Here is a 21,674-nt window from a genome sequence, read left to right as displayed (position 1 = left end):
CACCTCCCGTCGTCGACGTCGTGGACAACGCACAAGCCATCCGGAATATCCAGCAGAACATCGCGCGCGTGATCAAGGGCAAGTCCCCTGTGATTGAAATGACGATCGTCTGCCTGCTGGCGCGCGGGCACCTGCTGATCGAGGACGTCCCCGGCGTCGGCAAGACGACGCTCGCGCACAGTCTGGCCCGTTCCATCGACTGCTCCTTCAAGCGCATCCAGTTCACGAGCGACCTGCTCCCCTCCGACATCGTCGGCATTTCGATCTTCAACCGGCAAAAACAGGCGTTTGAATTCATGCGAGGACCGATCTTTGCCAACATCGTCCTGGCCGATGAGATCAACCGGACCACGCCCAAGACCCAGAGCAGCCTGCTGGAAGCGATGAGCGAGGCCCAGATTTCCGTGGACAACCAGACCTATCCGCTGCACCAACCGTTCATGGTCATCGCCACGCAGAACCCGGCGGAGTACCACGGCACGTTCCCGCTCCCCGAATCGCAGGTCGATCGCTTCTTGATGCGCCTGCGGATCGGGTATCCCTCGCCGGAAGAGGAAAAGAAGGTGCTGGATCGCCCGCAATCGCTGCACCCGGCCGAAGAGCTCGACCCGGTGGTGACGGCTCAGGACGTGCTCGATCTTCAGGACCAGGTCGAAAAGGTGCGGATGCACGACACGTTGATGAATTATCTGCTGGCGCTGGTGCTCGCCACCCGGCAAACCGACCTCTTGAGCCTCGGCGTCAGCACGAGAGGTGCGCTGGCGCTTTGCAAGGCCGCCAGGGCCCTGGCTTTGGTGCGCGGGCGCGACTATTGTCTGCCCGACGACATCAAGGAGTTGGCGCCGCTCGTCCTGTCTCATCGCATCATGCTGAACCGCGCCCACGCCGTGCGCGGCAAGATCGCCGAACAAACAGAACGCGTCGTGCACGACCTGATCCATTCCGTTCCTGTTCCGCTTTAGCCAATGCGGCAGTTTCGCCGCGGAGCCACGAACAATCGAACCGTACAAGCGGGCATGATCACGAGAGATCTCGGCAGGTCCAACGTGGCTCGCACCACCTGGCGCCCGCCCGGCATCACCTCCCCTTCACAATGGCGGCTCCTGCTGCGGCACCTCTTCCGCCACCGTTCGATTCGGTTCACCGCGGAGGGGAAGCGTTTCATCCTGTTCACCGTGGCCGTCGGGGTCGCGGCTGTGAACACCGGCAACAATCTTTTCTATCTGCTGCTGGCCATGATGTTGAGCCTGATCGTCATGTCCGGCCTCCTATCCGAGTTCTGCCTGCGCAAGTTAGAACTCTATCGGCATGCGCCGGCCTTCCTCTATGCCGGAGAGACCGGAACTTTGACCATCACCATCACCAATCGAAAATCGCGTCTGCCCAGCTTTTCGCTCCGTCTGTATGACATGGTCGCTGGCTCGGAGATCGATCGAGACCTGCACCTGGCGCACCTGCCCCCCCAAGCCTCGCGCCTGCTCTCCTGTCGCCTGAGCCTCCCGCGACGCGGGCTTTATCGTATCGAGGGAATGTTGCTGGCGACGCCGTTTCCCTTTGGCCTGTTCGTCAAGCGGGCCTTTGTCCCCTGCGAAACGACCATCACGGTCCTCCCGCAACCGCTCCCCCTTCCTCGGACGCTGCTGCCCGAGACGGTCGGCGCGGGCGGACAGGCCCGTCTCCTAAAAAAAGGACTGGGATTGGATCTCTACAATCTGCGTGTGTATCAGCCGGGGGACGATTCACGGCGCATTCATTGGATGAGCACAGCCCGCACCTCCCAGCTCATGGTGCGTGAGACGGAGGCGGAAACGCAGGAGACGGCATCCGTCCATCTCTCCGTCATCACCCCTGCCCAGGCGCGGGACCGATTCGAGCAGGCGGTGACCCTGGCGGCTTCCGTCGTCGCGCACCTGCACGAGCAGGGGTATCGAGTTCGCCTTGTAACCGGAGAGACCGCCGTACAGGCCGAATCAGACGATGAGGACCTGCGCCGCCTTCTCGCTCCCTTGGCCACCTGCCTCCCGCAGGAACCGCCGGACGACGGAAGCACGCCACCTACGGCCATTGCCGCACCGGATTCCGATGATGGCGACCTCATGATCGCCATTCTGCCCTGGTCCACGCCGGACCTCCAGCGGCAGTATGAGCGGGCGACGCACCTTATCGATCTCGGCAGCCCGGAGTCTGGAGCCCTCCCGCATGGATGTGACCAGCGCGTTCCGGCTTAGCTCTCTACTCCTGGCAACCGCGGCCTTCACCGGCCTTGCGCTAACCGCCTCGTTGCCGCCCGGTTTTCTATTTCTCGGCTTCGGCTGCCTGCTCGCGGCGCTGGCCGCATTTGCCATGCAGGCCTCCAGCCTGACACAGCCGCTCGGCGCGTCCCTGCACTTCTGGAACGTGCTGATCATGGTGGCGTTCATCTGGTTCTGGATCGACTATCTGTGGTTTTCCAACGACCTGTTGCACGCCGGCGTCCATTTCCTGATCGGGCTCATGGTCAATAAATTGTTCAACCTCCATCAGCGGCGCGACTATCTCCAGCTCTACGCCATCAGCTTCATCATGATCCTCGCCTCTGCCGCGATGACGACGGAGGTGTGGTACGGGACGGTGGTGGTGACCTATCTGCTGATCGGCGTCTGGACCCTCTTGTTGTACCAACTCGTCATGGAAGCCGACCGCGCGGGCCACGCCAGCGGACCGGAGCCGGCGCTGCCGGAAATCGGACGGATCACCGCGCAATTCTTCTGGTCCACGAACGGGCTGGCTGCCGGTGCGCTCGCGGTGACCCTGATCATCTTCTTCACGTTCCCTCGCATCGGCGTCGGGTTGTTTCAAAAGAACCGCGACCAGACCATGCGCACCGTCGGGTTCACGGAAAAGGTGGACCTCGGGGTCATGGGCCCGATCAAGTTGGATGAGAGCGTGGTGATGCGAATGGAATTGCCCGGCAGAACGCCGAGCCCGGAATCGGTCTTGTATCTCAGGGGCATGGCCTACGATTGGTACAACGGGACGGCCTGGGTGAATACCTTCCGAAAGCGCCGGCTCATGAACGATGGTCCCTCCGGCAGGTTCGGTTTGCTGCCAGGACACGGAACGCCTTACGAGCGACAGCCGGGCACCCCCATCGTCCAGACCATCCTTCTGGAAGGCCTCGATACCACGGTCCTGTTCGGGCTGTCGTTCCCCCGCTCGATCGATGGAGACTTTCTGACCCTCCAGACCGACGGGATGGGCAGCTTGTTTCTCCCCGTTCCGTCGACGGGACGGACGCAATACACGGTCTGGTCGACACCGGTCTCGATTCGCGAAGCAGATCGGGCCGCGACGTCATTCACGTATCCGGAGGAGATCCGACGGCATTTTTTACAACTTCCTCCGCTTCCCCTCCGCGTGGCACAACTGGCGCAGGAAGCAACGGCCGGCGCCTCGACGCCTTATCTCAAGGCCCTGGCGCTCTCGCAGTACCTGCAACGCCATTTTCGCTATAGCCTGGACGTCGGCCGCGGCCAGTCTTCCAAACCGTTGGAGCAGTTTCTCTTCGTGCGCAAGACGGGCTACTGCGAACACTATGCGACGGCCATGGTAATCCTGCTCAGGACATTGGGCATCCCCGCCCGTCTTGTGACGGGGTTTCTTCCCGGTGAGTGGAACGAGTTCGGCCGCTATTACACCGTGCGCCAGCGGGACGCCCATGCCTGGGTGGAAGCCTACTTCCCCCAATCCGGCTGGGTGACGTTCGATCCAACGCCAAGCGTCGGATCGGCCGGTCACGAGTCCTGGTGGACGGCCTGGGTCAGAATGGTCGACTCATTTCGTGTGCAATGGGATCGGCTGATCGTGCAATACAGTGCCCGCGATCAACTCGCGGTCGTGCAGAGCCTTCGGGAGAGCACACACTCCTTGCGGACTGAAGTGACCGATCTTCTGGTTTCGACATTCAGTGAATGGTTGCTCCGCGCGCAGGCCCTTGCCCAGTTCCTGCAACGCTCCCAGTGGTACGCCGCCGCCGCTCTCTCGGGGGCGCTCCTGGTCGGGTGGTTTCTCTGGCGGGTCCCTGTTCGTCTTTTGGTAGAGTGGCTTCGGGGACGATCGACGGACGTGCCGACGCAGGAAGAAACCGCAGCCCAGCAGGTCTATGTCCGGACGTTACAGATCCTGCGGGCCCGGGGCTACTGCAAGCCGGCCTGGTCCACGCCGCATGAATTCCTCCACAACGTGGGAGCCGAATGGAAGGAAGCCGAACCGATCATCGCATCCTTGACGGAGTTCTATTGTCGGGTGCGATTCGGAGGCACGACCTTTACGCTTCGCGACCTCCGACAGGCAGATGAATGGCTCACCCGTCTTCGTGCTCTCCCTTCCCGGCAGCCGTGAAGCCTCTGGGGAGGGAAATTAGAAAAGGCCTTAGAACGGAAGTGATTGAAAAATTGGAGCGGGAAACGGGATTTGAACCCGCGACCCTCGCCTTGGCAAGGCGATGCTCTACCACTGAGCTATTCCCGCTCTTTAGAATCTGGAGGAGAGCGAATTCTACTGACCTGACTACTGACTGTCAACTTTGGCGTGACACGGGCCGGACACATGTGGCCTAATCGAAAACCCCAAATCACCCCCACATTTCTTTTCCTGTGGCCATAGGAGCCTGTCCGACATTGCCGTTCGCTTGACCCATTGCAGTCCCGGAGCAATGGGTGCCCCGGATTTTATGGGCCGAGAACGAAGCAGATGTCGGTACATCATTCGCCGCAGTAGAAAGGTCAATGTCGGACAGGCTCCTGATATGGACGAGCGTGTCAAGTTCCTTGTTCGATCATGGCGCCGCCGGTGCGGTCTGGGCGGCCTATCCCTGGAGCGCCCAGGACCTGGAAGCCAGGCGTTGCGCGACGGTGAATCAACCTGATATTCGCGTGTTGTCCATCCAGGGATGGACAGGGACGCATGATAGTGATTCGTCGGGAGCGGCCTCGATCTAGCGTCCTGGGTCATCGCCAACGGATGTTGGGATGCCACAGAGGAGCCACGAGCATGCTCCATACCGTTGCCTCGCTTCCAGGACCAGAACGCTCCAAGTGCCTGTCCTCGCTCTCAGATGGGTGGCGCCACCGGGAATTGCTGGGCGATGGCCCAGACAAACCCAGCCAACTCCCGGGCAGCGGCCACGACGGCGGCTTGTGGCGATGCAGCAAGCGCCAGAATTTCCGCCGCACCCGGTCCTGGGCCTTCACCGCGTTCTTGTGTCCCCGATGCCGCCTGATGCGGCGATAGCGAGCGGCCAACCGGCTGTCTTTCCCCCGAATGGCCCCAAAGGCCGCTCCAATCAGCGCGGCCCGAAGCTAGCAGTTGCCCTTACGGGTCTTGCCGCTCTGGCGCTTGCCTGCGCTCTCATGATGGCCAGGACAGATCCCAGCCCAACTGCTGAGATGCCAATCCGAGGGAAACGGCGACAGGTCGACGCCGATCTCGGCCATGATCCCTTCAATCGCGCGCTGGTTCACCCCCGGGATCGCATCCAACGGCTGGACCAGGGTCGCGGAAGGGCGGAGGTGCTCCTCGATCTGCTGGCTCAAACGTGCGATCGCCTCTTCGAGGTCATCCAGAGGCGCCAAGAGCTCGCTGACCAGAAACCCATGATGCCCCCGAAAGCGCCCGGCCAGGCCGCCCGCAACGCCGGCAGCTTGGCACGCAGTCTGCTTTTGGCCAGCTCGGCCAGCGTGTCGGGATCGGTGGTCCCGTGCACGAGCGCCTCCAGCATCGCTCGGCCCGAGCCCCCAGGATATCCGTGGCGACCGACGCCAGCTTCACCCCCGCCTCCTCCCGCCCCTTCTCAAGCCGCTGCGTCTCGCGGCCACGCTCCTGGATCAGGCCCTCGCGATACCGCGTGAGGTCCCGTAACTCCCGGATCGGTGCCGGGGGCCACGAAGCTGCCCCGCAGCAGCCCAGGCTCCAGCAGTTGCGCGATCCAGACACAGTCCTGCCCATCGGTCTTCCGCCCCGGGACGTTGCGCATGGCCACGTCGGTGACCTGGTGGGCCGCCAGCCAATCGCGCAAGGCCAACAGGTCCGCCGTCATTGTGCCCAACGTGCGCCCCTGCTGCTCCCGCGCTCCCGTCGGCCCTGGCACGCGGACACACCCCGCCACCGTCTCTTTGGGGTCATCCAAGCCTGCACCACGCTCGATACGTCGCTCCATGGCATCCTCCTCCAGATGGTGAACGGCCGTGGCCCGGAGGCGCCTCCTCATCACGACTCTGCTTTGCGTGCTCGCAGCCACCATGCGGGGTGCCGGAAGCGCCCACATCACACTCGTGGCGGACTCGCGGTACCAATGTTCCCCGACGTGAACCGGGCCACGGCATGCGTCGGATCGCGCATGCTCATCATGCACGGGTGAACGCCAGGCGTTCATGGCAACTCGTGAATAATGCGGGATAGCTCAGTCCTTTTTTCCGCGCCACTCCGCTCCCCAGCAGCGTTACCTTGCTGGATAGACCCGCCCAACTGGTAACGCATAATAAACTCTCGCACCTTTCTGTTTTTATTGACCTTTCTATGCATATCCTTAAACCGACATGGCAAACCGTTACAGATAAGTAACGTCCGTTCTGCCTCATTTCTTCCTTCCCTCCGTCGAAATAATATTTTTTTCTCATCAATTCCATAAGTTAAAAAAATACATCCCTCATGGTTTGATAGTTGCTTTTTACCGCTCTGTTTTGAGGGGGTCTTTTGTGTTTCTTGTTATCGAAACATGCTCTTACTGGTCGGAAATACAGGGCACATCAAGTGGTAAGGAGGAAATGCTTCACAAAGGAAGGAGGTGGGAAAAGAAGTTCGGTGGTGCGAGTCATTTGGTGCAGTCAGGCTGAGAAGTCAGCTCACAACTTGAGGAGGTGCACTCAATGTTTCTATCACGACGACAATTTCTGAAGGTCACGGCGGGGACGGTGGCGGCCGCGGCGATCGCCGATCGCGCGCTGGCGCTGACGGCCCTCCAGCCGGTCATCGAGGTGGGCAACCCCCTCGGCGACTATCCGGACCGCTCGTGGGAGCGCGTCTACCACGATCAGTACCGGTATGACTCCTCCTTCACCTGGTGCTGTTCCCCCAACGACACGCACGGCTGCCGCATCCGCGCCTTCGTCCGCAACGGCGTCGTCATGCGCGTCGAGCAGAACTACGACCACCAGACCTACGAAGACCTCTACGGCAACCGCGGGACCTTCGCCCACAACCCCCGCATGTGCCTGAAGGGCTTCACCTTCCACCGCCGCGTCTACGGCCCCTATCGCTTGAAAGGCCCCCTGATGCGCAAGGGCTGGAAGGAATGGATGGATGCCGGCTCCCCGGAGCTCACCCCGGAGACCAAGAGCAAGTACAAATTCGACAGCCGCTACCTGGACGACATGATGCGCGTCTCCTGGGACACGGCCTTCACCTACGTCGCCAAGGCGATGGTCGTCATCGCCACGCGCTACAGCGGCGAGGCCGGCGCCCGGCGGTTGCGCGAGCAGGGCTATCCGCCCGAGATGATTGAGATGATGAAGGGCGCGGGCGTCCGGTGCTTCAAGCACCGCGCCGGCATGCCGATCCTGGGCTTGATCGGCAAGCACGGCAACACCCGGTTCAACAACAACACGCTGCCGTTGCTGGACGCGTGGATTCGGAAAGTCAGCCCGGATCAAGCCCAGGGCGGCCGCTATTGGAACAACTACACCTGGCACGGCGACCAGGACCCCAGCCAACCTTGGTGGAACGGCACTCAGAACTGCGACGTGGACTTGGCCGACATGCGGTTCTGTAAGTTCAACACCAGTTGGGGCAAGAACTTCGTCGAGAACAAGATGCCGGAAGCGCACTGGAAGTTGGAGTCAATCGAACGCGGCGCTCGCATCGCCGTGATCACCCCGGAATACAATCCGACGGCCACCCGGGCCGACTACTGGATTCCGGTCCGGCCGGAGACCGACAACGCCCTCTTCCTGGGGGCCTGTAAGATCATCCTCGATGAGAACTTCCAAGACACCGACTTCCTGAAGGCCTACACGGACATGCCGCTGTTGGTCCGGACGGATACGCTCCAGTACCTCGATCCCCGCGACGTGGTCAAGGACTATGCATTCCCGGACTTCTCCAACGCCTATAGCGGCCGGGTGCAGGGCCTGAAACCCGAGTACATCCAACGCCTGGGCGCTTGCATGGTCTGGGATCTGTCGAAGAACCAGGCCGTGCCGATTCACCGGGAGCAGGTGGGCTGGCACTTCCTGAGCAGCGGTCTGGATGTGGCCTTGACGGGCACCTACCGCGTCAAGCTGCTCAACGGACGGGAAGTGGACGTGGCCCCGATCTACCAGCTCTATCAGGTGCACTTGCAGGACTACGACCTGGACACGGTGCATCAGATCAACCGGGCGCCCAAGGACCTCATCGTGCGCTGGGCGCGGGACGCCGGTACCATCAAGCCCGCCGCCATCCACAACGGCGAGGGGGTCTGCCACTACTTCCACATGACGCAGATGGGCCGGGGTGCCGCGTTGGTGATGATCCTCGGCGGCAACGTCGGGAAGTTCGGCGCCGGCTGTCATACCTGGTCGGGCAACTACAAGGTCGGCATCTGGAACGCGGCCCCCTGGTCCGGCTCCGGCGCCGCCGTGTATTTGAGCGAAGATCCGTGGCACACCAACACAGATCCCAGCATCCACGGCAAGGAAGTCAAGTATCGGGGCTACTACTACGGCGAGGAAGTGGGCTACTGGAACCACGGCGACACGGCCTTGATCGTGAACACGCCCAAGTACGGGCGCAAGGTGTTCACGGGCAAGACCCATATGCCGAGCCCCAGCAAGCTCCGCTGGGTGGTCAACGTCAACGTGTTAAACAATTCCAAGCACCACTACGACATGGTCAAGAACGTCGATCCGAACATCGAATGTATCGTGACCCAGGATATTGAGATGACCTCGGACGTGAACCATGCGGACGTGGCCTTCGCCTCCAATTCGTGGATGGAGTTCACCTATCCCGAAATGACGGGCACGGTGTCCAATCCCTGGGTGCAGGTGTGGAAGGGCGGCATCCGTCCGCTCTACGACACCCGCAACGACATCGATACCTTCACCGGGGTTACCACCAAGCTCGCCGACATCACCGGCGAGCAACTGATGCGGCAGGTCTTCAAGTTCGTCTACGACAACCGGGTGGACGTGTATGTGCAGCGTGTTCTCGATGCGTCCTCCACGTTCTACGGCTATTCGGCGGACGTGCTCTTGAAGTCGGAGAAGGGCTGGATGGTCATGGTCCGGACCTATCCGCGGCATCCCCTGTGGGAGGAAGTCAACGAGAGCAAGCCGATGTGGACCCGGTCCGGCCGGTTGGAATCCTACCGGACGGAGCCCGAGGCCATTGAATACGGCGAGAACTTCATCGTCCACCGGGAAGGCCCGGAGGCGACGCCGTACTTGCCCAACGCCATCTGCTCCACGAACCCCTACATCCGCCCGGATGACTACGGCATCCCCATCACGGCGCAGCACCATGACGACAAGCAGGTGCGCAACGTGAAGCTGCCCTGGGCGGAGATCAAGCGCTACTCGAACCCGTTGTGGGAGAAGGGGTATCAGTTCTACTGCGTCACCCCCAAGACCCGGCACCGGGTGCACAGCCAGTGGTCGGTGAACGACTGGGTGCAGATCTACGAGTCGAACTTCGGCGATCCGTACCGGATGGACAAGCGGACGCCGGGCGTCGGCGAGCACCAGTTGAACATCAACCCGGCGGCGGCGCGCGATCGGGGCATCAACGACGGTGACTATGTCTACGTGGACGGGAACCCGGTGGACCGGCCCTACCGCGGCTGGAAACCCTCCGATCCCTACTACAAGGTCGCCCGCTTGATGATCCGGGCCAAGTACAATCCCTCCTATCCGTATCACGTCACGATGGCGAAGCACGCCCCGTACGTGTCGACGGCGAAATCGGTCAAAGGGCACGAGACACGGCCGGACGGCCGCGCCATCGCCCTGGACACCGGCTATCAGTCCAACTTCCGCTACGGGGCCCAACAGTCCTTTACGCGGAGCTGGTTGATGCCGATGCACCAGACCGACAGCTTGCCCGGCAAACATGCCAACGGGCTCAAGATGAAGTGGGGCTTCGAGATTGACCACCACGCGGTCAACACGGTGCCGAAGGAATGTCTGATCCGCATCACCAAGGCGGAAGACGGCGGCATCGGCGCCCGCGGCCCGTGGGAACCGGTCCGGACCGGCTTTACCCCCGGGCAGGAGAACGAGTTCATGATCAAGTGGCTCAAGGGCGAGCACATTAAGATCAAGGTGTAATGGCGTCATTCGTCAACCGTCACTCGTCACTTGCAAGAGTGATGAGGTGTTCGGACGGACCGTACGAATGACTAATGACGAATGACGGATTACGGAGGAAACCATGCCTGAAGTCTATAACTGGCAACTGGGCCGCAAGATGCTCTATCCCTACGAGGAGCGGCATCCGAAGTGGCAGTTCGCCTTCGTGTTCAACATCAACCGGTGCTTGGCGTGCCAGACCTGTTCGATGGCCGACAAGTCCACCTGGCTCTTCTCGAAGGGCCAGGAGTACATGTGGTGGAACAACGTGGAGACCAAGCCCTACGGCGGGTATCCCCAGTTCTACGACGTGAAGATCACGCAGTTGATCGAGCAAGTGAACCCGGGCGGGCAGGTGTGGAACGTGCGGGTCGGCCGCAAGCACCATGCCCCCTACGGGGTGTTCGAGGGGATGACCATCTTCGACGCCGGGGCCAAGGTCGGCCAGGCGGCGATCGGCTACATCCCCACGGACCAGGAGTGGCGGTTCGTCAACATCTACGAGGACACGGCTACCTCGATGCGCGCCCTCGTGGAAGGCATCGACAAGACCGGCTTCTCCCGAGATGAACCCTGGCGCATGACGGGCAGCAGTCTGCCGGAGCATGAGACGTTCTTCTTCTATCTCCAGCGGATCTGCAACCACTGCACGTACCCGGGCTGCCTCGCGGCCTGTCCCCGGAAGGCCATCTACAAGCGGCCGGAAGACGGCATCGTGCTGATCGACCAGAACCGCTGCCGCGGGTACAAGAAGTGTGTCGAGCAGTGCCCGTTCAAGAAGCCGATGTACCGGGGCACGACCCGGGTCTCGGAGAAGTGCATTGCCTGCTATCCGCGGATCGAGGGGAAGGACCCCTTGACGGGCGGCGAGCCGATGGAAACGCGCTGTATGGCGGCCTGCGTCGGGAAGATCCGGATGCAGTCGCTGGTGCGGATCGGCGAGGATGGGCTGTGGGCCGAGGACCGGTGGCACCCGCTGTACTTCGCCATTCGGGTGGAGCAGGTGGCGCTGCCCCTGTACCCGCAGTGGGGAACGGAGCCGAACGGGTTCTACATCCCGCCGCGGTGGAGCCCGCGGGGCTATGCCCGGCAGATGTTCGGGCCGGGCGTGGACAATGCGATCGAGAAGTACCTGGTGCCGAGCCGGGAGCTGTTGGCGGTGCTGCAACTGTGGCGGGCCAGCCAGCAGATCATCTTCCGGTACGACGTGATTCCGGGCCCGAAGGTGTTTGAGACCCAGATCCACGGGAAGCGGTTCGAGATGTACAACGACACCGTGCTGGGCTTCAACAAGTCGGGGAAGGAAGTGGCGCGGATCCAGGTCGAGGAGCCGATCTACGTCCGACCGGCAGAACGGGTCACCTGGTTGTAAGACGGCCCGGTGGTGTGTCTCCCGGTGCGCGTCATCATGAGCGCACCGGGCTTCAGCAAGTTCGGAGGGTGACCTGGCTGTAATCCCAAGCTGGGCACAGATGCGGAGGGGCCGGGAGCCGCCAGGCTCCCGGCCCCTTCTTCTTTCACCCAAACCAATTCGCACGCCATTTCGTCAATTTCCCTCTTTTCAACCTCAACATCCATACCTCCCACGGCCCCAAGACTTGCATGCAACGTCCCGGTATGTTTATGTACCCTAAAACGTTTGAATGAAAGGACGGGCGTACCTTGCTGGACAGGCCACGCGGCACAGTCTGTCAGGTTTCCCTCGATCCACTAGGACCCCATCATCCATGCATTCCGCACGTTCGGCTATATTTCGACACTTGTCGCGCTCGATCGTCTCAAAGGTCGGGGCAGTCTTCCTCCTCCTGATTCTCACAACGGCAGGATGCCTTCTCACCACATGGCACCTTGCAGGACAACTCATCGGAACCAGCGCCGCCATTAACGAAGCCGGAGGGCAGCGGATGCGAGTCTACAAGCTTGCCCTTCTCTTGTCCCAGCTTCGCGATCCGGCCATGCGCCAGACGACACGCGCCGCCATGCGCGAAGAAATCCAAAAGTGGAATCAAGTGCTTGAGGGTCTCCAATATGGGAACGCGCGCCACAACGCGATCGCTTCCTCCAATCCTGAGCTGGCACGACAACTCCAAACAGTCAAGGACCGATGGGAACTCCAGCTCAGGCCCACGCTCGAACGAGCCCTTCACGACAATCCCACGGATCTCCACCTTCTTGAACAGCAGTACCAGCACGATCTGGACGACCTCAAACTCGATCTCAATCAGATGGTGCACATGCTGGAGCAGGATGCGGGCGACCGCATTCAGGCGCTCAATCGCCTCTTGCTCATGTTTTTGATGCTGTCCCTTTGCATCATCGGCCTCACCGTCCTGGTCTTGAGACGGACGCTGCAGGCTCCACTCAACCAGCTCGTCGGCAAAGCTGAGCGGCTCGCCTCCGGCGATTTCATGGACGTCGCGTCGCTTTCCCGGGAAGACGAATTGGGCAGGGTCGGCACTGCCTTGGAAACCATGGCGCACAAGGTCCGACACAAAATCGAGGAGCTGCAAGCGCTCCATTCCGTCTGTCGAGAGGTGGCCGCTCTCGGCCATGGAGATCTCGATCAGGTGCTTCACGGCATTGTGGATCATGCCGCGGCTGTCTCCCGCGCCGATTTTGCGGCTCTGCTGGTCCGCCATCCATCGATGGACTGTTGGGTCCTTGACGCCATTTCCGGTGCGATGTTCGACGCGAAACAGAAAGAGATCTGGTTGACGGAGGAAACCCCGTTCTCCAATCAAGCCTACGAAGAACGCGCGCCGGTGATTGTTCCCGTCTTGTCGGACCATGCCGATACATTGGTCAAGATTCGCGACGTCTATGGAGCAAAAAGCCTGCTGGCCGTCCCGTTAATGGCGCATCAACACTGTCTTGGCGTGTTGATGTTGTGCAGCACCACCCAGACTCGCCAGTTTACGACGTGGGACGTGGGGTTGGCGGAGCAGTTTGCCTCCTACGCCGCCGTCACCTTGGAAAACGTCCGGCTCTTCCACGAACTGGAATCCGAAACGAACGCCCTATCCGCCAAACTGGCGGCGGTGGAGCACAAGGTGGCCGCCTTGACGCACGAAGTGAAGGCGCCGGCGGGGCGCGTGGCCGAGTTCGCCTCCTGGATCGAACAGGATTATGGCTCGCTTATAGGCGAACATGGGCAACGGTACCTTTCCTGGATCAAGAAGGAGGGGCGGGACCTGGCTCAATTGGCCGAGCGGACCCTGGACCTGGCCAGGCTCACGCATGAGCCGCTCGACCTGGAAACCGTCGATGTGTCCGAGGCCGTGGGCGAAGTGTTGCAACTGCTCGACGGCGCGATTCAGACGCGAGGAGTCCGGATCACCGTGGAACCAGACCTTCCGCGACTCGCCTGTCGCCGCATCCATGTGAAGCAAGTCCTGGAAAACCTCGTCAGCAATGCGATCAAATACATGGGAGGGCAATCGGAGCCGCATGTCGAAATCGGCACCATGCTGTCGAATCAAGCCCGTTTGATCTATGTCCGTGACAACGGCATGGGGATGGATCCTGCCATGACGGAGCATATCTTCAGTCCGTTCGCCAGGCTGGCTGGTCCGGAGATCTCCGGAGCCGGAATCGGTCTCGTCATCGTGAAAACCGTGGTTGAACAATACAAGGGGCGTGTGTTCGTCGATACCATTCCAGGGAAGGGCAGCACCTTTTATGTGCAACTTCCGACCGTGGCCGTGCTCGAAGAGGAGCCGGCCGTGCAGATCCATCCCGAACAAGCCGGACAGGCCGTCCCGTGGCCTGCGACAACGGGGCAGGAGGCGCTCCGGCCCAGACAGGTGAATTCATGAGTCTCGTCAAAAGCAAACCCTTTACGATCTTGTTGGTGGAGGATAACGCCGGCGACGTGGAAATGTTTCTTCGCGCCGTCGAACATGAGCTCCCCCGTCACGACGCCGAGCAGGTCGAATTGGTCGTGGCCGCCCGCGCGGAGGGAGGGCTCAAGATCCTTGCCGAGCGCCCGATCGATCTCGTGATCACGGACATCCGTCTGCCCGGGATGAGCGGGCTCGAACTGCTGCAGCGCATTCACGACATGAACCGCCACATCCCAGTCATCATGGTCAGTTGGGTGGACGCCGTGGACACTGCTATTGAAGCGGTGCACCACGGGGCGTTCGACTATATCGTGAAGCCCTTCGAGAAGTTCGACCTGGCCATGCGGATTCACCGTGCCATGCGGATCTCCGAAATCTTCGCGGAACAGCGAGGGAGCGAGGTCGCTGATCCCGCGACCCTTCCCTTTCGAAACCTGATTGGCAACGGCCCCGCCATGCAGAAAGTGAAAGCCATGATCGATACCGTGGCAAAAGTCCCCGCCACGACCCTGATCATCGGAGAAACGGGCACGGGCAAGGAACTCTTGGCCAAAGCGATCCATGAACGGAGCGATGAGGCCGACGGCCCCTTTCAGGTCGTAGACTGCACCACCTTCACTGAAGGCATCGCCGAGAGTGAACTCTTCGGGCATGTGCGCGGAGCCTTCACCGGGGCGGTGTCCGACAAGCAGGGTCTCATCGAGCTGGGCAGCCGGGGAACCGTCTTCCTCGACGAGATCGGCGATCTTCCGTTGAACCTTCAGGCCAAATTGCTCCGCGTGCTGGAAGAACGCGAAGTCCGGGCGGTCGGCAGCACCGAGCAGCGAAAACTCGCCGTCCGCTTCGTCGCGGCGACCAATCAGGATTTGGCCGCTAAGGTCAAGCGGGGTGAATTCAGAAAGGATCTGTTTTTCCGATTGAATGTCATGGTGATTCATGTGCCGCCGCTGCGGGAGCGTAAAGAAGACATCCCGTCGCTGGCTCGGCACTTCCTGGGACGCTATACAAAGGAATTCGGCAAGCCGATTGCCGACATCCTCCCCGCCGCGTTAACCGAGCTGATCGCCTACCCCTGGCCGGGAAATGTACGCGAGCTGCGGAACGTCATCGAGCGGGCCGTGATGCTCGCCAAGCAGGACACGATTGACCGAAGCCAGGTAGTCAATTTGCTTCATGCGGACCGCCACAGCTCCGGATCGATCATTGAAGAACATCTCCATCTGCCGTACGCCAAAGCCAAGGAAAAGATCCTGGAGGAGTTCAACCGCCAGTACATTCAGGCGAAGCTCAACGCGCATAAAGGCAACGTGACCCATGCCGCGTCGGAGGCCGGGCTACCCCGCCCGTATTTCCATGAGATCATGCGCCGCTACCTTAAGAAGGAAGGAGACTGACCTGTCCGTCTTTTCAGACGTCCCTCTCTCCTCAATCCCACTCATTCCCTTTATCATCAACATCTTCCTCTTTTCACCCCTCGCTGTCATGCAATCCTGACTCTCTATTGTGCTCAATATTTCCATGACTTGCGCCAGTCCCACCTCCAACGCTGTCATGTTTCTCTTACATGGCCAATTAAATCCTTGCGATCGCATCTTGCCTTGCCCTTCTATCGCGTTGAAATTCCTTCTTAATCATGGCGGCATCACTCCGCACCTCTTCAGGTTCCTCCGGCATCCGCTTTGTATAAGCAGGATAGCGACAACCTACCCTGCGGGGGATTGGATACGGTCTTGCTCTGCTTTTGTTACCTCAGTTGCACGCAGGGAGAAAGGGGGACCAAGAACTGTAGAGCGATATCTATGGAGTTCGGGCAAAAATGAGCCGGCGACCCGGCTCTTTCTTTAACTGAGGAGGTCTGATCCATGTTTTTATCACGACGACAATTTCTGAAGGTCACGGCGGGGACGGTGGCGGCCGCGGCGATCGCCGATCGCGCGCTGGCGCTGACGGCCCTCCAGCCGGTCATCGAGGTGGGCAACCCCCTCGGCGACTATCCGGACCGCTCGTGGGAGCGCGTCTACCACGATCAGTACCGGTATGACTCCTCCTTCACCTGGTGCTGTTCCCCCAACGACACGCACGGCTGCCGCATCCGCGCCTTCGTCCGCAACGGCGTCGTCATGCGCGTCGAGCAGAACTACGACCACCAGACCTACGAAGACCTCTACGGCAACCGCGGGACCTTCGCCCACAACCCCCGCATGTGCCTGAAGGGCTTCACCTTCCACCGCCGCGTCTACGGCCCCTATCGCTTGAAAGGCCCCCTGATGCGCAAGGGCTGGAAGGAATGGATGGATGCCGGCTCCCCGGAGCTCACCCCGGAGACCAAGAGCAAGTACAAATTCGACAGCCGCTACCTGGACGACATGATGCGCGTCTCCTGGGACACGGCCTTCACCTACGTCGCCAAAGCGATGGTCGTCATCGCCACGCGCTACAGCGGCGAGGCCGGCGCCCGGCGGTTGCGCGAGCAGGGCTATCCGCCCGAGATGATTGAGATGATGAAGGGCGCGGGCGTCCGGTGCTTCAAGCACCGCGCCGGCATGCCGATCCTGGGCCTGATCGGCAAGCACGGCAACACCCGGTTCAACAACAACACGCTGCCGTTGCTGGACGCGTGGATTCGGAAAGTCAGCCCGGATCAAGCCCAGGGCGGCCGCTATTGGAACAACTACACCTGGCACGGCGACCAGGACCCCAGCCAACCTTGGTGGAACGGCACTCAGAACTGCGACGTGGACCTCTCCGACATGCGGTTCTGTAAGTTCAACACCAGTTGGGGCAAGAACTTCGTCGAGAACAAGATGCCCGAGGCCCACTGGAAACTCGAAAGCCTTGAGCGCGGCGCCCGCATCGCCGTGATCACCCCGGAATACAACCCGACGGCCACCCGGGCCGACTACTGGATTCCGGTCCGGCCGGAGACCGACTCCGCGCTCTTCCTCGGCGCCTGTAAGATCATCTTCGATGAGAACTTCCAAGACACCGACTTCCTGAAGGCCTACACGGACATGCCGATCTTGGTCCGGACGGATACGCTCCAGTACCTCGATCCCCGCGACGTGGTCAAGGACTATGCATTCCCGGACTTCTCCAACGCCTATAGCGGCCGGGTGCAGGGCCTGAAACCCGAGTACATCCAGCGCCTGGGCGGCACCATGGTCTGGGATCTGTCGAAGAACCAGGCCGTGCCGATTCACCGGGAGCAGGTGGGCTGGCACTTCCAGAACAGCGGCCTGGATGCGGCCTTGACGGGCACCTACCGCGTCAAGCTGCTCAACGGCCGGGAAGTGGACGTGGCCCCGATCTACCAGCTCTATCAGGTGCACTTGCAGGACTACGACCTGGACACGGTGCATCAGATCAACCGGGCGCCCAAGGACCTCATCGTGCGCTGGGCGCGGGACGCCGGTACCATCAAGCCCGCCGCCATCCACAACGGCGAGGGGGTCTGTCACTACTTCCACATGACGCAGATGGGCCGGGCCGCCGCGTTGGTGATGATCCTCACCGGCAACGTCGGGAAGTTCGGCTCGGGCTGCCATACCTGGTCGGGCAACTACAAGGTCGGTATCTGGAACGCGACCCCCTGGTCCGGCTCCGGCGCCGCCGTGTATTTGAGCGAAGATCCGTGGCATATGAACACGGATCCCAATATCCACGGCAAGGAAGTCAAGTATCGGGGCTACTACTACGGCGAGGAGCCCGGCTACTGGAACCACGGCGACACGGCCTTGATCGTGAACACGCCCAAGTACGGGCGCAAGGTGTTCACGGGCAAGACCCATATGCCGAGCCCCAGCAAGCTCCGCTGGGTCGTCAACGTCAACATTCTGAACAATGCCAAGCACCACTACGACATGGTCAAGAACGTCGATCCGAACATCGAATGTATCGTGACCCAGGATATTGAGATGACCTCGGACGTGAATCATGCGGACGTGGCCTTCGCCTCCAATTCGTGGATGGAGTTCACCTATCCCGAAATGACGGGCACGGTGTCCAATCCCTGGGTGCAGGTGTGGAAGGGCGGCATCCGTCCGCTCTACGACACCCGCAACGACCTCGACTCCTTCACCGGGGTTACCACCAAGCTCGCCGACATCACCGGCGAACCGAAACTCCGCGATGTCTTCAAGTTCGTCTACGACAACCGGGTGGACGTGTATGTGCAGCGCATCCTCGATGCGTCCTCCACGTTCTACGGCTATTCGGCGGACGTGCTCTTGAAGTCGGAGAAGGGCTGGATGGTCATGGTCCGGACCTATCCGCGGCATCCCCTGTGGGAAGAAATCAACGAGAGCAAGCCCCAATGGACTCGGACCGGCCGGTTGGAATCCTACCGGACGGAGCCCGAGGCCATTGAATACGGCGAGAACTTCATCGTCCACCGGGAAGGCCCGGAGGCGACGCCGTACTTGCCCAACGCCATCTGCTCCACGAACCCCTACATCCGCCCGGATGACTACGGCATCCCCATCACGGCGCAGCACCATGACGACAAGCAGGTGCGCAACGTGAAGCTGCCCTGGGCGGAGATCAAGCGCTACTCGAACCCGTTGTGGGAGAAGGGGTATCAGTTCTACTGCGTCACCCCCAAGACCCGGCACCGGGTGCACAGCCAGTGGTCGGTGAACGACTGGGTGCAGATCTACGAGTCGAACTTCGGCGATCCGTACCGGATGGACAAGCGGACGCCGGGCGTCGGCGAGCACCAGTTGAACATCAACCCGGCGGCGGCGCGCGATCGGGGCATCAACGACGGTGACTATGTCTACGTGGACGGGAACCCGGTGGACCGGCCCTACCGCGGCTGGAAACCCTCCGATCCCTACTACAAGGTCGCCCGCTTGATGATCCGGGCCAAGTACAATCCCTCCTATCCGTATCACGTCACGATGGCGAAGCACGCCCCGTACGTGTCGACGGCGAAATCGGTCAAAGGGCACGAGACACGGCCGGACGGCCGCGCCATCGCCCTGGACACCGGCTATCAGTCCAACTTCCGCTACGGGGCCCAACAGTCCTTTACGCGGAGCTGGTTGATGCCGATGCACCAGACCGACAGCTTGCCCGGCAAACATGCCAACGGGCTCAAGATGAAGTGGGGCTTCGAGATTGACCACCACGCGGTCAACACGGTGCCGAAGGAATGTCTGATCCGCATCACCAAGGCGGAAGACGGCGGCATCGGCGCCCGCGGCCCGTGGGAACCGGTCCGGACCGGCTTTACCCCCGGGCAGGAGAACGAGTTCATGATCAAGTGGCTCAAGGGCGAGCACATTAAGATCAAGGTGTAATGGCGTCATTCGTCAACCGTCACTCGTCACTTGCAAGAGTGATGAGGTGTTCGGACGGACCGTACGAATGACTAATGACGAATGACGGATTACGGAGGAAACCATGCCTGAAGTCTATAACTGGCAACTGGGCCGCAAGATGCTCTATCCCTACGAGGAGCGGCATCCGAAGTGGCAGTTCGCCTTCGTGTTCAACATCAACCGGTGCTTGGCGTGCCAGACCTGTTCGATGGCCGACAAGTCCACCTGGCTCTTCTCGAAGGGCCAGGAGTACATGTGGTGGAACAACGTGGAGACCAAGCCCTACGGCGGGTATCCCCAGTTCTACGACGTGAAGATCACGCAGTTGATCGAGCAAGTGAACCCGGGCGGGCAGGTGTGGAACGTGCGGGTCGGCCGCAAGCACCATGCCCCCTACGGGGTGTTCGAGGGGATGACCATCTTCGACGCCGGGGCCAAGGTCGGCCAGGCGGCGATCGGCTACATCCCCACGGACCAGGAGTGGCGGTTCGTCAACATCTACGAGGACACGGCTACCTCGATGCGCGCCCTCGTGGAAGGCATCGACAAGACCGGCTTCTCCCGGGACGAACCCTGGAAGATGACGGGCAGCAGTCTGCCGGAGCATGAGACGTTCTTCTTCTATCTCCAGCGGATCTGCAACCACTGCACGTACCCGGGCTGCCTCGCGGCCTGTCCCCGGAAGGCCATCTACAAGCGGCCGGAAGACGGCATCGTGCTGATCGACCAGAACCGCTGCCGCGGGTACAAGAAGTGTGTCGAGCAGTGCCCGTTCAAGAAGCCGATGTACCGAGGCACGACCCGGGTCTCGGAGAAGTGCATTGCCTGCTATCCGCGGATCGAGGGGAAGGACCCCTTGACGGGCGGCGAGCCGATGGAAACGCGCTGTATGGCGGCCTGCGTCGGGAAGATCCGGATGCAGTCGCTGGTGCGGATCGGCGAGGACGGGCTGTGGGCCGAGGACCGGTGGCACCCGCTGTACTTCGCCATTCGGGTGGAGCAGGTGGCGCTGCCCCTGTACCCGCAGTGGGGAACGGAGCCGAACGGGTTCTACATCCCGCCGCGGTGGAGCCCGCGGGGCTATGCCCGACAGATGTTCGGGCCGGGCGTGGACAATGCGATCGAGAAGTACCTGGTGCCGAGCCGGGAGCTGTTGGCGGTGCTGCAACTGTGGCGGGCCAGCCAGCAGATCATCTTCCGGTACGACGTGATTCCGGGCCCGAAGGTGTTTGAGACCCAGATCCACGGGAAGCGGTTCGAGATGTACAACGACACCGTGCTGGGCTTCAACAAGTCAGGGAAGGAAGTGGCGCGGATCCAGGTCGAGGAGCCGATCTACGTCCGACCGGCGGAACGGGTCACCTGGCTGTAAGTCCAAGGCCGGGCCAGACGCGGAGGGGCCGGGAGCCGTCAGGCTCCCGGCCCCTCGTTTCTTCCTCCGTAATCGCGCCGCCATTGAATAATCTGATCTCCTGAGTTGAAAGGCATCCAGGATCGTCACACCATTCTCCCGTCCGTTGGTCCAGGCTCGCGTGACCCGCAGTGGTACGGCCCAACATTGCGCTGTCCGACGACCAGCCGTGGGCAACCATTGGCAGACCGCCACGTTTGAACCATTCAGGCCATGATAGACCGCGACGCCGGAATCCTGCCCTCCGCCGATGAGAGAAGCGCACCAACAGCCGCTGCCGTCCCCCGACGGATCTTCTTCGCTGACGACAACGAGGTCTTGATCTCCGCGCTCACGCGACGGTTCTCCGGACCTGTCCAACGGGTGCGCGCCTTCGCCTCCGGCGAGAATCTTTTGGACGCGCTCACCCGCGAGACGCCGGACCTCATTGTCCTGGATCTCAAACTCCCGGGCTTGAGCGGGCTCGACACCTTGAGAGAGATTCGTCGTATTCTTCCGAAGGTCGCGGTGATTATCCTCACCGCCTATGGCACATCGGACGATCTGGAGTCGGCCAGGACCTTGGGGGTGTTCGGTGTGGTGATCAAGAAGGTCGGCCTGGAAGAGGAGTTGGAGGCGGCGGTCACGCGGGCCTTTCTGGCCCTCAACAGGTAGTCACGGCGCCAGCGTCACCGCAACGACTGACGCTACACTGCGGAGGCATCACCACCGACAGTCGCCGCAGGCGCACAGCCCG

13 protein-coding genes and 1 tRNA gene are annotated in these 21,674 nt (G+C 61.4%); 11 read left to right on the top strand and 3 right to left on the bottom strand.

Annotated features, from left to right (window positions below; genetic code table 11):
• The first annotated feature begins 20 nt into the window (after positions 1-20).
• From QWI75_RS02565 to QWI75_RS02555, 3 genes are read left to right on the top strand one after another with little or no spacing between them, the layout of a single operon-like run.
• On the top strand, positions 21-962 hold the full coding sequence (locus QWI75_RS02565; protein WP_289267119.1) for an AAA family ATPase: 942 nt from the start codon (positions 21-23) through the stop codon (positions 960-962).
• A 54-nt stretch (positions 963-1,016) separates the two neighbouring features.
• A complete protein-coding gene (locus QWI75_RS02560) occupies positions 1,017-2,228 on the top strand; it encodes a DUF58 domain-containing protein (protein WP_289267118.1) in 1,212 nt (403 codons plus the stop codon).
• Positions 2,200-4,380: a transglutaminase TgpA family protein gene (locus QWI75_RS02555; protein ID WP_289267117.1), complete on the top strand. Its 2,181-nt coding sequence runs from the start codon at positions 2,200-2,202 to the stop codon at positions 4,378-4,380. Before QWI75_RS02560 ends, QWI75_RS02555 begins: the two co-directional genes overlap by 29 nt.
• Positions 4,381-4,434: 54 nt before the next feature.
• On the opposite strand, the gene QWI75_RS02550 is transcribed toward QWI75_RS02555, so the two are convergent.
• A tRNA-Gly gene (locus QWI75_RS02550) sits at positions 4,435-4,509 on the bottom strand.
• A 287-nt stretch (positions 4,510-4,796) separates the two neighbouring features.
• On the opposite strand from QWI75_RS02550, the gene QWI75_RS02545 reads away from it, so the two are divergent.
• Positions 4,797-4,979, top strand: coding sequence for a hypothetical protein (locus QWI75_RS02545; RefSeq protein WP_289267116.1), 183 nt, complete (start codon positions 4,797-4,799; stop codon positions 4,977-4,979).
• A gap of 360 nt (positions 4,980-5,339) precedes the next feature.
• Here the strand turns inward: QWI75_RS02545 and QWI75_RS02540 are convergent, their stop codons facing one another.
• Positions 5,340-5,612 carry a transposase gene (locus QWI75_RS02540; protein WP_289267115.1) on the bottom strand — a complete coding sequence of 91 codons (273 nt, stop codon included), beginning with the start codon at positions 5,610-5,612 and terminating at the stop codon, positions 5,340-5,342.
• 218 nt (positions 5,613-5,830) lie between these two features.
• Positions 5,831-6,247, bottom strand: a complete 417-nt coding sequence (locus QWI75_RS02535; protein ID WP_289267114.1) for a hypothetical protein — start codon at positions 6,245-6,247, stop codon at positions 5,831-5,833.
• A 658-nt stretch (positions 6,248-6,905) separates the two neighbouring features.
• Here QWI75_RS02535 and QWI75_RS02530 point away from each other — a divergent pair.
• The 7 genes from QWI75_RS02530 (at position 6,906) to QWI75_RS02500 (ending at position 21,592) form a co-directional block, all read left to right on the top strand.
• Positions 6,906-10,343 carry a molybdopterin-dependent oxidoreductase gene (locus QWI75_RS02530; RefSeq protein WP_289267113.1) on the top strand — a complete coding sequence of 1,146 codons (3,438 nt, stop codon included), beginning with the start codon at positions 6,906-6,908 and terminating at the stop codon, positions 10,341-10,343.
• A gap of 103 nt (positions 10,344-10,446) precedes the next feature.
• Positions 10,447-11,736 (top strand): 4Fe-4S dicluster domain-containing protein, encoded by a 1,290-nt coding sequence (locus tag QWI75_RS02525; RefSeq protein WP_289267112.1) that lies wholly within the window; start codon positions 10,447-10,449, stop codon positions 11,734-11,736.
• 271 nt (positions 11,737-12,007) lie between these two features.
• The gene (locus tag QWI75_RS02520) at positions 12,008-14,179 is read left to right on the top strand and encodes a sensor histidine kinase (protein WP_306417582.1); all 2,172 of its coding nucleotides are present in this window, start codon (positions 12,008-12,010) and stop codon (positions 14,177-14,179) included.
• On the top strand, positions 14,176-15,600 hold the full coding sequence (locus QWI75_RS02515; protein WP_289267110.1) for a sigma-54-dependent transcriptional regulator: 1,425 nt from the start codon (positions 14,176-14,178) through the stop codon (positions 15,598-15,600). The genes QWI75_RS02520 and QWI75_RS02515 overlap by 4 nt, the downstream gene beginning before the upstream one ends.
• A gap of 468 nt (positions 15,601-16,068) precedes the next feature.
• Positions 16,069-19,506: a molybdopterin-dependent oxidoreductase gene (locus tag QWI75_RS02510; RefSeq protein WP_289267109.1), complete on the top strand. Its 3,438-nt coding sequence runs from the start codon at positions 16,069-16,071 to the stop codon at positions 19,504-19,506.
• 103 nt (positions 19,507-19,609) lie between these two features.
• A complete protein-coding gene (locus tag QWI75_RS02505; RefSeq protein ID WP_289267108.1) occupies positions 19,610-20,899 on the top strand; it encodes a 4Fe-4S dicluster domain-containing protein in 1,290 nt (429 codons plus the stop codon).
• Between the two features lie 252 nt (positions 20,900-21,151).
• The gene (locus QWI75_RS02500; RefSeq protein WP_289267107.1) at positions 21,152-21,592 is read left to right on the top strand and encodes a response regulator; all 441 of its coding nucleotides are present in this window, start codon (positions 21,152-21,154) and stop codon (positions 21,590-21,592) included.
• The last annotated feature ends 82 nt before the right edge of the window (positions 21,593-21,674 follow it).

The organism is Nitrospira tepida (assembly GCF_947241125.1).
Lineage (GTDB): Bacteria > Nitrospirota > Nitrospiria > Nitrospirales > Nitrospiraceae > Nitrospira_G > Nitrospira_G tepida.
This window is presented reverse-complemented; position numbering and strand designations above follow the sequence as displayed.

What these genes read in the sequence shown, in the direction of transcription:
- QWI75_RS02560 (WP_289267118.1), top strand. Translation starts at nt 1,017, where the DNA reads ATGATCACGAGAGATCTCGGCAGGTCCAACGTGGCTCGCACCACCTGG.
- QWI75_RS02555 (WP_289267117.1), top strand. Translation starts at nt 2,200, where the DNA reads ATGGATGTGACCAGCGCGTTCCGGCTTAGCTCTCTACTCCTGGCAACC.
- QWI75_RS02535 (WP_289267114.1), bottom strand. Translation starts at nt 6,247, where the DNA reads ATGAGGAGGCGCCTCCGGGCCACGGCCGTTCACCATCTGGAGGAGGAT.
- QWI75_RS02530 (WP_289267113.1), top strand. Translation starts at nt 6,906, where the DNA reads ATGTTTCTATCACGACGACAATTTCTGAAGGTCACGGCGGGGACGGTG.
- QWI75_RS02525 (WP_289267112.1), top strand. Translation starts at nt 10,447, where the DNA reads ATGCCTGAAGTCTATAACTGGCAACTGGGCCGCAAGATGCTCTATCCC.
- QWI75_RS02520 (WP_306417582.1), top strand. Translation starts at nt 12,008, where the DNA reads ATGAAAGGACGGGCGTACCTTGCTGGACAGGCCACGCGGCACAGTCTG.
- QWI75_RS02515 (WP_289267110.1), top strand. Translation starts at nt 14,176, where the DNA reads ATGAGTCTCGTCAAAAGCAAACCCTTTACGATCTTGTTGGTGGAGGAT.
- QWI75_RS02510 (WP_289267109.1), top strand. Translation starts at nt 16,069, where the DNA reads ATGTTTTTATCACGACGACAATTTCTGAAGGTCACGGCGGGGACGGTG.
- QWI75_RS02505 (WP_289267108.1), top strand. Translation starts at nt 19,610, where the DNA reads ATGCCTGAAGTCTATAACTGGCAACTGGGCCGCAAGATGCTCTATCCC.
- QWI75_RS02500 (WP_289267107.1), top strand. Translation starts at nt 21,152, where the DNA reads ATGATAGACCGCGACGCCGGAATCCTGCCCTCCGCCGATGAGAGAAGC.